The sequence below is a fragment of the Stenotrophomonas geniculata genome (assembly GCF_034508895.1).
Classification (GTDB): Bacteria; Pseudomonadota; Gammaproteobacteria; order Xanthomonadales; family Xanthomonadaceae; genus Stenotrophomonas; species Stenotrophomonas geniculata.
The window spans coordinates 2,753,996-2,768,030 of the sequence record NZ_CP140571.1 but is presented as its reverse complement, the minus strand read 5'-3'; the positions used below and the strand labels follow the sequence as shown (position 1 = coordinate 2,768,030).

Genomic DNA, 14,035 nt, shown 5'->3' with positions numbered 1-14,035 from the left:
CAAAGGGGGAATGGTACCCTAGCGCCCTCACCAGAGCCCCCTTGCCCGCCCCGTGAAGGCCGCGGGCGTGGCGGCGTACTCCCTCGCCATTACGGAACCCGCACCATGTCCGATTCCCGCCCCAGCGGCCGCCAGCCCGACCAGCTCCGCCCGGTCGTCATCCAACGCGGCTTCACCCGCCACGCCGAAGGTTCGGTCCTGGTGTGCTTCGGTGAAACCCGCGTGCTGTGCACCGCCAGCGTCGAGAGCCGCGTGCCGGGCTTCCTGCGCGGCAAGGGCGAAGGCTGGGTCACCGCCGAGTACGGCATGCTGCCGCGCGCCACCCACACCCGTAGTGACCGTGAAGCGGCCCGCGGCAAGCAGGGCGGCCGCACGCTGGAGATCCAGCGCCTGATCGGCCGCAGCCTGCGCGCGTGCGTGGACCGCAACGCGCTGGGCGAGCGCACCATCACCCTCGACTGCGACGTGCTGCAGGCCGACGGTGGCACCCGCACCGCCGCCATCACCGGCGCCTACGTGGCCCTGGTCGATGCGGTGAACGTGCTGATGAAGCGCGGCGACATCAAGCGCAACCCGATCCTGGGCGCAGTGGCCGCCGTGTCGGTGGGCGTCTACCGCGGCACCCCGGTGCTGGACCTGGACTACGCCGAAGACAGCGACTGCGACACCGACATGAACGTGGTGATGAACGACGGTGGCGGCTTCATCGAGCTGCAGGGCACCGCCGAAGGCCATGCCTTCCGTCGCGACGAGCTGGACGCGCTGCTGGGCCTGGCCGAAAAGGGCGTGCGCGAGCTGCTGGCCGCGCAGCAGGCAGCGCTGTCGGCATGAACCGGCGCCTTGCCCTGACCACCCTGGTGGTGGCCGATTACGACGAAGCCATCGCCTGGTACACCGGCAAGCTCGGCTTCGCACTGTTGGAGGACATCGACCAGGGCCACAAGCGCTGGGTGGTGGTCGGCCCGACCGATGGCAGTGCCGCCGCGCTGCTGCTGGCCCGTGCCAGCAATGAGGAGCAGCGCAGCCGCATCGGCAACCAGACCGGTGGCCGGGTCGCCTTCTTCCTCAACACCGATGACTTCCACCGCGACCACGCGGCGATGCTGGCCGCCGGCGTCGAGTTCCTGGAAGCGCCGCGCGAAGAACCCTATGCAACGGTCGCGGTGTTCCGCGATCTGTATGGCAACACCTGGGACCTGCTGGAGCCCCGTCAATGAAGAAACTGGTACTGGCCAGCCACAACGCCGGCAAGCTGGTGGAGATGCAGGAGATCCTCGCCGACCTGCCGCTGCAGATCACCTCGGCCGCTGAGCTGGGCCTGGGTGACGTGGAAGAGACCGGCCTGACCTTCGTCGAGAACGCGCTGCTGAAGGCGCGCGCCGCCTGCGAAGCAACCGGCCTGCCGGCGCTGGCCGATGATTCGGGCCTGATCGTCGATGCCCTCGGCGGTGCGCCGGGCCTGTACAGCGCGCGCTATGCCGGTCACCCGACCAACGCCGCGGCCAACAACGCCAAGCTGCTGGACGCGATGGCCGATGTTCCCGACGGCCAGCGCAGCGCCCGCTTCTATGCGGTGATCGTGCTGCTGCGCCACGCCACCGACCCGCAGCCGCTGATCTGCGAAGGCCGCTGGGAGGGCCAGATCATCCGCGAGCTGCGCGGCACGAATGGTTTCGGCTACAACCCGGTGTTCCTGGACACCACCCACGGCCTGACCGCCGCGGAAATGGAGCCGGCGCTGAAGAACGCCATCAGCCACCGCGCCCTCGCCCTGCAGCAGCTCAAGCAACAGCTGGCGACGCTGTACTGACGCCACCCGATCGAACCAGGGAAGCCGGCCAGCGGCCGGCACTACCGAAGAAGCCCATGCCGCACGCCCACGACCACTGCAACCACCTGCCCGGCGAAGCCTGCTCCGCTGACCACGACAGCCCGCCGCGGCTGGTGCCGCCACCGCTGTCGCTGTACGTGCACCTGCCGTGGTGCGTGCGCAAGTGCCCGTACTGCGATTTCAATTCGCACCAGGCCAAGGGCGAACTGCCGTTCGATGCCTACATCGACGCGCTGCTGCGTGATCTGGACCAGGACCTGCCACTGGTCTGGGGCCGGGTGGTGCACAGCGTGTTCTTCGGTGGTGGTACGCCCAGCCTGTTCCCGCCGGAAGCGATCGACCGCTTCCTTCAGCAGGCCAGCGCGCGCCTGCGTTTCGCGCCCAATGCCGAGATCACCCTGGAGACCAACCCGGGCACCGCCGAGCACGGTCGCTTCGACCGCTATCGCGCGGCCGGCGTGAACCGCCTCAGCTTCGGCATCCAGAGTTTTGACGACGCGATGCTCAAGCGCCTGGGCCGTATCCACGACAGTGGCGAAGCCGAGCGCGCGGTGAAAATGGCGCAGGACGCGGGCTACGACAACTTCAACATCGACCTGATGTACGCGCTGCCGGAACAGACCCTGGCCGGCGCCGAGGCCGATCTGGAACGCGCGTTCGCGCTGCAGCCGGCGCACATCTCGCACTACCAGCTGACCCTGGAACCGAACACGGTGTTCTTCGCGCGGCCGCCGCAGGGCATTCCCGATGAGGACAACGCCTGGGACATGCAGGAACACTGCCAGGCACTGCTGGCGCAGGCCGGTTTCGGCCAGTACGAAGTCAGCGCCTATGCGCGCCCCGGCCGGCAGAGCGCACACAACCTGAACTACTGGCGCTTCGGCGATTACCTGGGCATCGGTGCCGGTGCGCACGGCAAGATCAGTTCAGGCGCCGAAGAACACGTGCTGCGCCGCTGGAAGCTGAAGCATCCGCAGGCCTACCTGGACAGCGCGGGTACCCCGGCCTCGTTCGGTGGTGACGACGTGATCGCGCCCGAGCGCCTGCCGTTCGAGTACATGCTGAATCTGCTGCGCCTGCACGAAGGTTTCGGCCTGCGCGATTTCGAGTCGCGCACCGGCCTGCCGCGCAGCGTACTGGATGCCCCCCTGGCCGAGGCCGTGCAGCGCGGCTGGCTGGACGTGACGGATGGCCATGTGCAGCCGACCGAGCTGGGCCGCCGCTTCACCAACGATGTGGTGAGCCTGTTCCTGGAAGATTGATCTCGCGTGACAGAGGGCCATGCCTGGCGAACGGAAGGCACATCCACCCTAAAGTAGCGCCGACAGCAGCCGACACGGTAGATTCACCAGATCGATCCGCGGGAATCCGGGTACCGCCTGCCGATGTCAGCCGTCTTTTCCATCACTCCTGCCGACAAGAACCGACTGGCCGCCAGCGACCTGCCACCGCGGGTACGTGAGCTGTTGGGCGCGCTGATCGGCCTGTGCCGGCAGACGCTGGCCGCGCCCCTGATCCTGACGGTGGAGGCGCTGGAGCAGAATCTGCTTCACGACGCCGACCGCGCACGCAATCCGCAGCAGCAGGCCGAGCTGATGGCCCAGCGTGGGCAGCTGCATGCGTTCTCCGGCCACTTCGCCGACCGTATGCTCGACGCCGTGGCCGATGCCCTCGCACGGCTGCGCGAACCGGCCAGCGGTGTCAGCACCAGTGCTACGCCTCCAGCGCTGCCGGGCATGCTCGGGCTGTCGCTGGTCGATGAGCATGAAGTGGATCGCGACCTGCTGCTGACCGAGATGGTGCGGCGCGAGACGCTGCGTTCAACCAACACACTGAACCTGCTGGGCCAACGCCTGGGCGTACTGGCGGCGGCGCCGGCCTTCGAGGCCGACACCCTGCCACTGGCACCGCAGGCACTGTGCGCGATGGTGCGCCGGATTGCCGAACAGGACGCGCTGAGCGTCGAGGTACAGCTGGCGCTGTATCGCAGTTTCGAACGGCAGGTGCTGGAACGGCTGGGCGATATCCTTGACCGTGCCAATGCCCTGCTGGCCCAGTCCGGCGTACTGCCGGGGCTGGTCTACACCCCCTACCTGGCACGCTCGTCGAGCACGCGGCGGATCATCACCCAGTCGGTGGGTGGCGGCCGCACCACGCAGCCGGCCAAGCGCGCCGCAGCCCCGCTGACCGGCTGGAACGGTTCGGCACCGGCCGGCTCCTGGTCCAGCCTGGTACAGGACGCCTTCCACGGGGGCGGCGCAGCCGGCCCCGCCACGCCGGGCGTAACCACGTCCACCGGCGGTGCATTGCATGAACTGCTGCAGCAGGCACGGCATGCCAGCCCTGCCCCTGCGGACAGCGGCGCAGTGCCCAGCGCGGCAGTCGACGCAGTCCTCGCGCGCCTGCAGGCCCAGTCCAGTGCCGCAACCGGAGTGGCCGACCTGCAGGCTGCCGTGGTCGCGCAGCTGCGCAGCGAGCATGGTGCGCAGGCCCAGCTGGGCAGTCACGACCGTGACAACCTCGACCTGCTGCGCATGCTGATGCAGCAGGTGCAACAGCAGCAGCGTCCCGATCCGGTGCCGGCCGCCCTGCTGGCGCGCCTGCAGGTGCCCCTGGCACGCGCGGCCATGGCCGACCCGGGCTTCTTCGTGCGCGACGAACACCCCGCGCGTGAGCTGCTCAACCAGATCGCCGAAGTCGGCGCCAACTGGCTGGGCGATGACGACGTGGACCCACAGCTGCTGCAGCGCATGGCGCAAAGCGTGCAGGGCCTGCTGGGGCAGGATGCACGTGCGCCGGAGGCCTTTGCCGCCGCCAACGAAGACGTGCAGCAGCACCAGCGCGCGGCGGCCCATCGTGCCGAACTGGCCGAGCGCCGCCATGTGGAAGCCGCGCGCGGCAAGGAACGATTGGAACTGGCCCGTCGCCAGGCCACCGCGCAGATCGACCAGTGCTGCGACACGCAGTCGCCGCCGCGCTTCGTGCAGACCCTGCTGCGCCAGGCCTGGGCCGATGCACTGACCCTCACCCGCCTGCGCCATGGCGACGATTCGCCACAGTGGCAGGAGCGCCTGCAACAGACCGAGCGCATCGCTGCCATCACCGCACAGGCCATCGACGCCCCTGGCGGCACCGATACCGCGCTGGCAGCGGAGGTGGAAGCCGCACTGCTGCAGGTCGGCTACCACGCCGAGGAAGCCGCCGCTGTCGCGCGCAGGCTGGCCACGCCCGGCGGCGAGGATGAAAGCACCTCGCGTACCGAGCTCAGCGCACGCCTGAAGGCACGTGCGCGCCTGGGCGAGCACGCCGGCACGAACAGTGGCACCGCACCTGCCACACCGCGCAGCAGTACTGAAGAAGCGGCCTACCAGCAGCTGTCCACGCTGCCGTTCGGCAGCTGGTTCGACATCGACACGGGCGATGGCACGCTGCGCCGCCAGCGCCTGTCCTGGTACAGCCTGCTGACCGGCCATGCGTTGTTCGTCAATGCGCGCGGGCAGAAGATCACCGATACCGACCTGGATACGCTGGCGCGGCAGATCAGTGCCGGGCGCGCGCAGCTGGTCACCGAAGACAAGGGCCGGCTGGTCGACCGCGCCTGGGAAGCCAGCCTCGGTGCGCTGCGTGCACTGGCCACGGGCCGCGCACAGGAGACCCCCGCATGAAAGCCGTACCGCCGCAGGACACCCGCCGCGCGCCGCGCCGCCAGGTCTCGGACCTGGTGCCGGTCACCGACCAGATGCGCGAGTGCGTGGTCGGGCGCCTCGGCAATGTCTCCGAAACCGGCATGCTGATGCTGGCCAGCGTGCCGCTGCGCGAGGATGCGCTGTACCAGCTGCGCTTCCCGTTGCCACTGGGTGATGGCCGCCAGCAGGCCATCGACGTGGGCGTGCATCTGCTATGGAGCGAGCCCGCGCACGTACCCGGGCAAAGCTGGACCGGCTTCCGCTTCCTCACCCTGTCACGCGAGCATCGGCAGCTGCTGCGGCAGTGGGTGGGCGAGGACAGCGACGAGGGACCGGTTTCGACGGCCTGAGTGCCGGTTCCGGCACAGCGGTTTTTCGCGGTATGCGGCAGAATCTAGGGCCGTTTTCCGTGTCGAGCCACCGCAATGATCCAGCAAGACCCCGGCGCCCTGTATTCCGACCACCTGGCCGTGCTGTGCCGACGTGCCGAACAGGCGCTGGCCCGCGGTGGCTTCGATCACCTGGTGGTGCCCAGCGGCACCCTGCACTACCAGGTGTTCGACGACCGCGACTACCCGTATGCGGTCAATCCGCAGTTCAAGGCCTGGCTGCCGCTGACCCGCGTGCCCAACAGCTGGATCGTGTTCACCCCGGGCAAGCGCCCGGCCGTGATCTTCCACCAGCCCTTCGACTACTGGCACGTGGTGCCGGACGCGCCCAGCGGCTGGTGGGTGGAGCACTTCGACATCCACATCATCCGCAAGCCCGAAGAGGCGCTGGCCCTGCTGCCGGCCGACCCGGCGCGCTGCGCGATCCTCGGCGAACCGCAGAGCGCGCTGGGCAACTACGCGCCGAACAACCCGGCGCCGGTGGTGAATTACCTGGAATGGCACCGCGGCAGCAAGACGCCGTATGAGATCGCGCTGATGCGTCAGGCGCAGGTGCTGGGCGTGCGTGGCCACCGTGCCGCCGAAGCCGCGTTCCGCAACGGCGCCGACGAGTTCAGCATCCACATGGCCTATTGCCAGGCCGTCGGCCAGGACGCCAACGAGCTGCCGTACGGCAACATCGTGGCCCTGAACGAGCACGCTGCGGTGCTGCACTACACCGAGCTGGGCCGCAAGGCGCCGCAGCCGCTGCGCAGCTTCCTGATCGATGCCGGTGCCAGCGCCTACGGCTACGCCAGCGACATCACCCGCACCTACGCCGCGCAGGGCCACGACGAGTTTGCTGCGATGATCGCCGCCGTCGACGCCGCCCAGCAGCAGATGTGCGCGGCGGTGCGCCCGGGCTTCGACTACAAGCAGCTGCACGTGGACGCGCATCTTTCGCTGATGGGCGTGCTGAAGGACTTCGGCGTGATCAAGGTATCGCCGCAGACCGCGCTGGAGACCGGCGTCAGCGCCGCGTTCTTCCCGCACGGCATCGGCCACCTGATCGGCCTGCAGGTGCACGACGTGGCGGGTTTCGCGGCCAGCGACGAAGGCGGCCGCATCGAGCGCCCGGCCGGCCACCCTTACCTGCGCCTGACCCGCGTGCTGGAACCGGGCATGGTGGTGACCATCGAACCGGGCCTGTACTTCATCGACATGCTGTTGAACGAAGTGAAGGACGCCGGCCATGGCGACGCGATCAACTGGGAGCGCGTGGACTTCTTCCGCCCGTATGGCGGCATCCGCATCGAAGACGAAGTGCTGTGCACTGATGGCGAGGCGGACAACCTGACGCGGCCGGAGTTTGCGGCGGCCAACGGCTGAGCCCCTCGTGGTTGCCCGTTGAATCAAAAGCCGCGCTTGGCCGGGCGGGGTGGGTTTGCAGGACACGCCGTAAACCCATCCATGGGGGCTCGATGGCGCCATCCATGGCGCCAACGGTCCTGCAAACCCACCCCGCCCAGCCTTTGACAGTTTCCTGCCGCGTCCAACCACGGAAAAGAAAAAAGAAAAGCAGAAGCGGGTCGCTCGCTGCGCTCGCTCTGTGTCGACCAGGGTCGACACCTACCAATCGTCGTTCGTTCCAACAACCGCAATTGCCAGTAGATCCACGCCATGCGTGGATGATTCATTCGATGTCTGATAGATGTGCCGACCAACGGTCGGCACCCACCAACAGCCCCGTGAACCTGTCGAAGGCGGGGTACTGTGGGTTTGCGGGGTGTGAGCCGCATGGATGCGGCGACCAAGCCTCCACGGACGGATTCACGGCGTCCCCGCAAACCCACAGTGCCCCGCCATCCCACGGCTAGCCCGCTGTTGCTGTTGCTCCAGCTGTTGCGTCTGCGGGTGCAGGGCTGCAAGCCCTGCAGAGCCCCCCTTTACCCCGCCATCACCGCTTCGATCTCGTCGGCGCTGCGCGCCAGGCCTTCGGTCAGCACACGATGTCCGTCATCGGTAATGAGCACGTCGTCCTCGGTACGGATGCCGATGCCGCGCCAGCGCGGCTCCACCGTCGTGTCGTCCACGCCGATGTACAGCCCCGGCTCGATGGTGAACGCCATGCCCGGCTCCAGCAGGCGTGAATCACCGGCGAGGCGGTAATCGCCTACATCGTGCACGTCCAATCCGATCCAGTGCCCGGTCTTGTGCCGGTAGAAACGCTGGTACAGGCCCTCGGACAGGTTCTTTTCCAGCGTGCCCTTCAACAGGCCCAGCCGCAGCAGGCCTTCGGTCAGGGTCTGTACCGCCGCCAGGTGGCCAGCCTCATACGGCACGCCCGGCTTGGCCTGGGCCAACGCAGCGGCCTGCGCATCGCCGACCAGGTCGTGCAGTGCACGCTGCTCGGCATTGAAGCGGCCATTCACCGGGAAGGTGCGGGTGATGTCGCTGGCGTAGCCGCGGTATTCGGCACCGGCATCGATCAGCACCAGCTCACCATCGCGCGAACGCGCGTTGTTGTCGCGGTAATGCAGGATGCAGCCGTTGCGGCCGGCGCCGACGATGCTGCAGTACGCCGGCACGGCATCGTTGGCGCGGAACACACGCTCCAGCTCGGCCTGCAGTTCGTATTCGTGGATACCCGCCTTGGCCACCTGCATCGCAGCCAGATGCGCACGCACGCTGATCTGCGCGGCGTGGTGCATCAACGCGACTTCCGCACCCGACTTGAACAGGCGCTGCTCGTGCAGCAGGTGGCCCAGCTCCAGAAACTCATGCGGTGGCTGCGCGCCGTGGCGCACCTGCGAACGCACGCGGTTGACCCAGCCGATCAGCTTCAGGTCGAAGTCGGCATCGCGGCCGAAGTGGTAGTAGACGCGCGAGCGCCCTTCCAGCAGGCCCGGCAGGATGTCGTCCAGATCGTCGATCGGGTAGGCATCGTCCATGCCGTACTGCGCCACCGCGCCTTCCTGGCCGGCGCGGCTGCCGTCCCAGGCCTCGCGCTCGGCATCACGCTCGCGGCAGAACAGGATGGCCTCGCCGTGGCGGCGGCCCGGAATCAGCACCAGCACCGCTTCCGGCTCCGGGAAGCCGCTCAGGTACTGGAAGTCCGAATCCTGGCGGAACGGATAATGGGTATCGAGGCTGCGCACCTTCTCGGCTGCGGCCGGCAGTACCAGGATCGCGTCCTCGCCGGCCATGTCCATCAGCTGGCGGCGACGACGCTTGTATTCGCCGGCCGCGATGCCGGTGCGCTGCTTGATGTCCATCAGTTCAGGCGCTGCCGATGGCGCGAGGCCAGCACCACGTCACCGTGCAGCAGCAGCACCGCCACGCGGATGAATTCCTCGATCTCCGACAGGGCTTCGTCGTCATCATCGCCGCCGGCCTCGAAATCCTCGCTGGAGGCGCGGGCCAGGCTGGCCATGTCGGTCAGCGCTTCCTCGCCCTCTTCGGACAGGGCTGGCCGGTTGCCACCACTGCCCAGACCGAAGCCGCCCAGGAACGAGCGGGTCCAGCTGAACATGGCATCGGCCTGCGCGGACACGTCATCGTTATCGGTCAGCAGCAGTTCGAAGGCGAAGTCACGGTCTTCCAGCTGCTTGATGGTGGCCTGCAGCAGCTGCCCCAACACGCTGTCGGCGGCCACCGGCGGCAGGTTGTCGTCGGCCAGCACGCGCGCCGGCCAGTCGTTGCCGGGGGCGCCGCCGGCGGCCAGCCAGCCACACAGCGCGCCGTGCAGCTCGGCAGCGGTGGCGCCCAGGCCCAGTTCCTGGCTGGCGCGGGTAACGTCGTCGACGGAGGGAAGTTCGGTCATCGTGCGGCTCGTTCGGAAAGGAAACCCGGGGCGCGCACGCGCGCGCCCGTGAGACCCCGTAGTGTAGCAACCCGACGGCATCCTCTCCGCAGCCGTCCAGCCTTGCTGCGACAACGCTTGACCGCCCTTACCCGGCTTGCCTATCGTGCCCGTATGGAACCCGCTGATCCCCTTGCCCAGCTGCAGGACTTCGCCGCCCGCGTGGAAGCGTTGCTTGAACGCAACCAGCGCCTGGCCGAGGAGAACCGCAGCCTGCGCCACCAGCAGGAACAGCTGGTGGCCGAGCGCTCGACGCTGCTGGCCAAGAATGAGCAGGCACGTTCGCGGGTGGAAGCAATGATCAGCCGGCTCAAATCCCTGGAGCAGCACACATGAGCGCCGAACCGGTCAGTGTCCGCATCCTCGATCGTGAATACACCGTGGGCGTCGGCGGCGATGAACGCGACAGCCTGATGGCCGCCGCGCGCCTGCTGGATGCGCGCATGCGCGAGATCCGCGGCAGCAACCGCATGGCCGCGGTCGATCGCGTCGCCGTGCTGGCCGCGTTGAACCTGGCCCACGAACTGCAGCTGCTGCGCGACGAAAACGCCCGCCAGGCGGTGGCCCTGCAGCAGACGCTGGCCGACCTGAACCGGCGTCTGGACCGCGCCATCGACGGCAACGCCTGAAGGTCGTGCACAACGCGTCTTCTCATATCTGAATTGGCACGGACTGTTGCCGACGAACGGCCTATCCAGATCCTGCGTGCTGGCTATAATGGCCACGCGTTCTCTGCGGTACTCGACGGCATGTGCAAACATTCGCCTTGTCCCTTAAGAACGACACCGGGAGCGCGACAGCGCCGGGAGTGCAGGTCCGCCTTGTAGCGGGAAGCCCGATGGTTCTCCAGCGTTCCCACTTGAGCCCCCGGGTTCAAGGTCGTTTCGCATGCATCGACATTGCGGAGAATGCAATATTCCAGCAAGGGCGGCGTCTTCGGGCGTCGCCCTTGTTCTTTGCGGCACAATGACGGCTGATCCTTGCCGCACGCTGCCATGACCGACCCGCGCCAGGCCCTGCGCCACGACCTGCGGCAACGCCGCCGTGACCTTTCCGCCGCTGAGCGCATCGCCGCCGCCGAATCCCTTGCCGATGCCCTGCTGGCGCTGCCGTTCGCCCCGCGCGAAGGCGCCGTGGCTGGCTACTGGGCGCTGGATGGCGAAATCGCCCTGCACCGCTGGCAGCTGCAACTGCCCGAAGGCCTCACCTACTGCCTGCCGGTGCTGGCCGGTGAGGTGCTGCGCTTCGCACCGTGGCGGCCGGGGCAGCCGCTGACCAGCAACCGCTACGGCATTCCCGAACCGGACGTGGCGGTGGAAGACACCCTGGAACCGGCGCAGATGGCGCTGGTAGTGACCCCGCTGGTGGGTTTCGACGCGCAGTGCCGGCGGCTGGGCATGGGGGGCGGCTGGTATGATCGCAGCTTCGCCTTCCGCCACGATCGGCCGGCGCCGCCCTGGCTGGTCGGTGCTGCGTTTGCGGTGCAGCAGGTCGAGTCCTTGCCGGTGGCGTCGTGGGACGTGCCGGTGGATGCGATCTGCACCGAAGACGGCACCCTGTTCCCCTCCGCTGCCCCCGTGAACGCATGACCGCCCGCAAGCGCTACTGGCTGATGAAGTCCGAACCGGACGCCTTCTCCATCGATGACCTGGCCAAGGTCAAGGTCGAACCCTGGAACGGGGTGCGCAACTACCAGGCGCGCAACTTCATGCGCGATGGCATGCAGGTGGGCGACGGCATCCTGTTCTACCACTCCAATACCAAGGTGCCGGGCATCGTCGGCCTGGCCACGGTGGCCAGCACGGCCTACCCGGACGACACCCAGTTCGATCCGAAATCCGACTACCACGACCCCAAGAGCACGCGCGAGAACCCGCGCTGGATGCTGGTGGACGTGGCCTTCGACCGCAAGCTCAAGCAGGTGATCGCGCTGGACGAGATCAAGCAGCACGCTGATGAGCTCGGCGAAGGCTTCCCGCTGGTTGCCAAGGGCAACCGCCTGTCGGTGTTCCCGGTGACGGCCGCGCAGTGGAAGCTGCTGCTGTCGCTGGAAAAGAAATCCTGATTCCCTGCCTGAGAGTTCTCCCATGTCCGAAGCCAAGCGCCTGGCCGCCGAGAAAGCCATCGAGTACGTAGAAGACGGCATGATCGTCGGTGTCGGCACCGGTTCCACCGTGGCCTATTTCATCGATGCCCTGGCCCGCATCCAGCACCGCATCAAGGGCGCCGTATCCAGCTCCGAGCAGAGCACCGCGCGCCTGAAGCAGCACGGCATCGAGGTGATCGAGCTGAACCATAGCGGCAACCTGTCGCTGTACGTGGACGGCGCCGATGAGTGCGACGCCAACAAGTGCCTGATCAAGGGCGGCGGTGCCGCGCTGACCCGCGAGAAGATCATCGCCGAGGCCAGCGAGCGCTTCATCTGCATCATCGACCCGAGCAAGCAGGTGCCGGTGCTGGGCAGATTCCCGCTGCCGGTGGAAGTGATCCCGATGGCGCGCAGCCTGGTCGCCCGCCAGATCCGCGACATGACCGGCGGCCAGCCGACCTGGCGCGAAGGCGTGGTCACCGACAACGGCAACCAGATCCTGGACATCCACAACCTGCAGATCACCGATCCGGAAAAGCTGGAGCGCGAGCTCAACCAGCTGCCGGGCGTGGTCTGCGTCGGCCTGTTCGCGCGCCGTCGCGCCGATGTGGTGATCGTCGGCGGCGAGCCGCCGGTCGTGCTCTGACCCTTTCGAAGGATCCTGACGATGTCGCTGTTGCGTTCGCTGCTGATGCTTCCGCTGCTGGCCCTGGCCGGCTGCGCCACCGATGCGGCCCGCCATTGGGTCGAGCTGGATGGCGCCCGCTACCAGGTCGAGCTGGCCACCAACGATGAAACCCGCGCGCGCGGGTTGATGTTCCGCGACCAGATGGCCGCCGACCACGGCATGCTGTTCATCCACGACCGCGAGGAAATGCAGGCGTACTGGATGAAGAACACGAAGATCGCGCTGGACATCCTGTACTTCGACAGCGAGCGCAGGCTGGTCAGCCAGCAGCGCGACGTTCCGCCGTGCTCGGCCGGCGACATGTGCCCGCCGTATCCCAGCGGTGGCCCGGCCCGGTACGTGCTGGAGCTCAATGCGGGCCAGGCCGAGAAGCTGAAGCTGAAGGACGGCACCGCGCTGACCTTCGGCCCGGGCATCGAGTAGATCCTCGCCCTGCGTTGAGGAGGAGCGGTAGGCGCCGACCTTGGTCGGCACTGACTTTCCGCGCGCTGGCTGGCTGTGGTGTGGACCAAGGTCCACACCCACCGGAAACCCATCGCCCCAGGCCGTGACTTTTTCACGCGGCACCGCTTGAAACCGCCTGCAAATGTCGCCAGTCTGTGGTCATGCAGGACCGGATCTCTCTCCCCGACTGGGATGCACTGGCCGACCTCGAAGACGAGGCGCTGCCACTGTTGCCGACCGCACTGCTGATCGCGCGCGATGAATACCCCGATCTGCAGCCGTCCACCTACGACGCGTTGATCCAGAGCCATGTCGACCACCTCCGCTCGGAAGTGGACAGCATCGACAACAGCCCGCTGAAGATGGCAGCGATCAACCGCCACCTGTTCGACGAGCTGGGCTACAGCGGCGACCACGACGAGTACTACGACCCGCGCAACAGCTACCTCAACCAGGTATTCGAGCGGCGCCTGGGCAACCCGATCTCACTGGCGCTGGTGCAGATGGAAGTCGCGCGCCGGCTGGGCATTCCGCTCGATGGCGTGTCCTTCCCCGGCCACTTCCTGGTGCGCCTGCCGGTGGACGACGGCGTGCTGGTGATGGACCCGTTCAACGGTGGCCGCCCGTTGGACGTGGACGAACTGCGCGAGCGGGCCAAATCACACTTGGGTGGGCAGATGCCGGACGACCAGGTGCTGGCGCAGATCCTTGACCCGGCGCCGGCGCGCGCGATCCTGATGCGCATGCTGCGTAACCTGCATGGCGTGTATGCCGAGGCCGGCGAGTGGGACCGCGCTGCACGCAGTGCAGATCGCCTGCTGAAGCTGGCCCCGGAGCAGGACGACGCGCTGCGGGATCGCGGCCTGGCCTATCTGCAGCTGGAATATCTGGCCGGTGCCCGCCACGACCTGGGGCAGTACCTGAAGCGCAATCCCGAGGCCAGCGATGCGCAGTGGCTGCGTGAGAAGCTGATCGACCTGGGCGGGCCTGTGCCGCGGCTGCATTGAGGGAGTCGGTGTGTGGACCAACGGTCCACACCCACCCCAACGGTCCGCACCCACAGAAGG

The 14,035-nt window shown here is 67.7% G+C and carries 16 protein-coding genes and 1 other RNA gene; 15 read left to right on the top strand and 2 right to left on the bottom strand.

What is annotated here, in order from left to right:
- The first annotated feature begins 105 nt into the window (after positions 1-105).
- The 7 genes from rph (at position 106) to pepQ (ending at position 7,274) form a co-directional block, all read left to right on the top strand.
- Positions 106-831, top strand: a complete 726-nt coding sequence (gene rph, locus RI032_RS12780) for a ribonuclease PH (protein ID WP_312250482.1) — start codon at positions 106-108, stop codon at positions 829-831.
- Complete coding sequence (locus RI032_RS12775) at positions 828-1,217, top strand: VOC family protein (protein WP_019661993.1); 390 nt, start codon at positions 828-830, stop codon at positions 1,215-1,217. Before rph ends, RI032_RS12775 begins: the two co-directional genes overlap by 4 nt.
- Positions 1,214-1,810 carry an RdgB/HAM1 family non-canonical purine NTP pyrophosphatase gene (gene rdgB / locus RI032_RS12770; protein WP_111202675.1) on the top strand — a complete coding sequence of 199 codons (597 nt, stop codon included), beginning with the start codon at positions 1,214-1,216 and terminating at the stop codon, positions 1,808-1,810. The genes RI032_RS12775 and rdgB overlap by 4 nt, the downstream gene beginning before the upstream one ends.
- 56 nt (positions 1,811-1,866) lie before the next feature.
- Positions 1,867-3,093, top strand: a complete 1,227-nt coding sequence (hemW, locus tag RI032_RS12765; protein ID WP_043400308.1) for a radical SAM family heme chaperone HemW — start codon at positions 1,867-1,869, stop codon at positions 3,091-3,093.
- Positions 3,094-3,216: 123 nt separating this feature from the next.
- Positions 3,217-5,496: a DUF1631 family protein gene (locus RI032_RS12760; RefSeq protein ID WP_053443468.1), complete on the top strand. Its 2,280-nt coding sequence runs from the start codon at positions 3,217-3,219 to the stop codon at positions 5,494-5,496.
- Complete coding sequence (locus tag RI032_RS12755; protein WP_010484030.1) at positions 5,493-5,867, top strand: PilZ domain-containing protein; 375 nt, start codon at positions 5,493-5,495, stop codon at positions 5,865-5,867. The genes RI032_RS12760 and RI032_RS12755 overlap by 4 nt, the downstream gene beginning before the upstream one ends.
- A gap of 75 nt (positions 5,868-5,942) precedes the next feature.
- A complete protein-coding gene (gene pepQ / locus RI032_RS12750) occupies positions 5,943-7,274 on the top strand; it encodes a Xaa-Pro dipeptidase (RefSeq protein WP_322547092.1) in 1,332 nt (443 codons plus the stop codon).
- 557 nt (positions 7,275-7,831) lie between these two features.
- Here pepQ and RI032_RS12745 read toward each other — a convergent pair.
- Both RI032_RS12745 and RI032_RS12740 read right to left on the bottom strand, forming a co-directional pair.
- Positions 7,832-9,154: an aminopeptidase P N-terminal domain-containing protein gene (locus RI032_RS12745; protein WP_100447161.1), complete on the bottom strand. Its 1,323-nt coding sequence runs from the start codon at positions 9,152-9,154 to the stop codon at positions 7,832-7,834.
- A gap of 5 nt (positions 9,155-9,159) precedes the next feature.
- On the bottom strand, positions 9,160-9,708 hold the full coding sequence (locus RI032_RS12740; RefSeq protein WP_010484027.1) for a YecA/YgfB family protein: 549 nt from the start codon (positions 9,706-9,708) through the stop codon (positions 9,160-9,162).
- Between the two features lie 153 nt (positions 9,709-9,861).
- Here RI032_RS12740 and RI032_RS12735 point away from each other — a divergent pair, with 153 nt between their 5' ends.
- The 8 genes from RI032_RS12735 (at position 9,862) to RI032_RS12700 (ending at position 13,975) form a co-directional block, all read left to right on the top strand.
- Entirely contained in the window at positions 9,862-10,083 is a 222-nt protein-coding gene (locus RI032_RS12735) for a TIGR02449 family protein (protein ID WP_005410898.1), read from the top strand.
- Positions 10,080-10,376, top strand: a complete 297-nt coding sequence (locus RI032_RS12730) for a cell division protein ZapA (RefSeq protein ID WP_010484026.1) — start codon at positions 10,080-10,082, stop codon at positions 10,374-10,376. Before RI032_RS12735 ends, RI032_RS12730 begins: the two co-directional genes overlap by 4 nt.
- Before the next feature lie 97 nt (positions 10,377-10,473).
- Positions 10,474-10,659: non-coding RNA, 6S RNA (gene ssrS / locus RI032_RS12725), on the top strand.
- Positions 10,660-10,742: 83 nt separating this feature from the next.
- The gene (locus RI032_RS12720) at positions 10,743-11,336 is read left to right on the top strand and encodes a 5-formyltetrahydrofolate cyclo-ligase (protein ID WP_019338637.1); all 594 of its coding nucleotides are present in this window, start codon (positions 10,743-10,745) and stop codon (positions 11,334-11,336) included.
- Complete coding sequence (locus tag RI032_RS12715) at positions 11,333-11,812, top strand: EVE domain-containing protein (RefSeq protein WP_322547091.1); 480 nt, start codon at positions 11,333-11,335, stop codon at positions 11,810-11,812. Before RI032_RS12720 ends, RI032_RS12715 begins: the two co-directional genes overlap by 4 nt.
- Positions 11,813-11,834: 22 nt before the next feature.
- A complete protein-coding gene (rpiA, locus tag RI032_RS12710) occupies positions 11,835-12,482 on the top strand; it encodes a ribose-5-phosphate isomerase RpiA (RefSeq protein ID WP_005410902.1) in 648 nt (215 codons plus the stop codon).
- Between the two features lie 21 nt (positions 12,483-12,503).
- Complete coding sequence (locus tag RI032_RS12705) at positions 12,504-12,947, top strand: DUF192 domain-containing protein (RefSeq protein ID WP_010484023.1); 444 nt, start codon at positions 12,504-12,506, stop codon at positions 12,945-12,947.
- A 182-nt stretch (positions 12,948-13,129) separates the two neighbouring features.
- Positions 13,130-13,975, top strand: a complete 846-nt coding sequence (locus RI032_RS12700) for a SirB1 family protein (protein ID WP_010484022.1) — start codon at positions 13,130-13,132, stop codon at positions 13,973-13,975.
- The last annotated feature ends 60 nt before the right edge of the window (positions 13,976-14,035 follow it).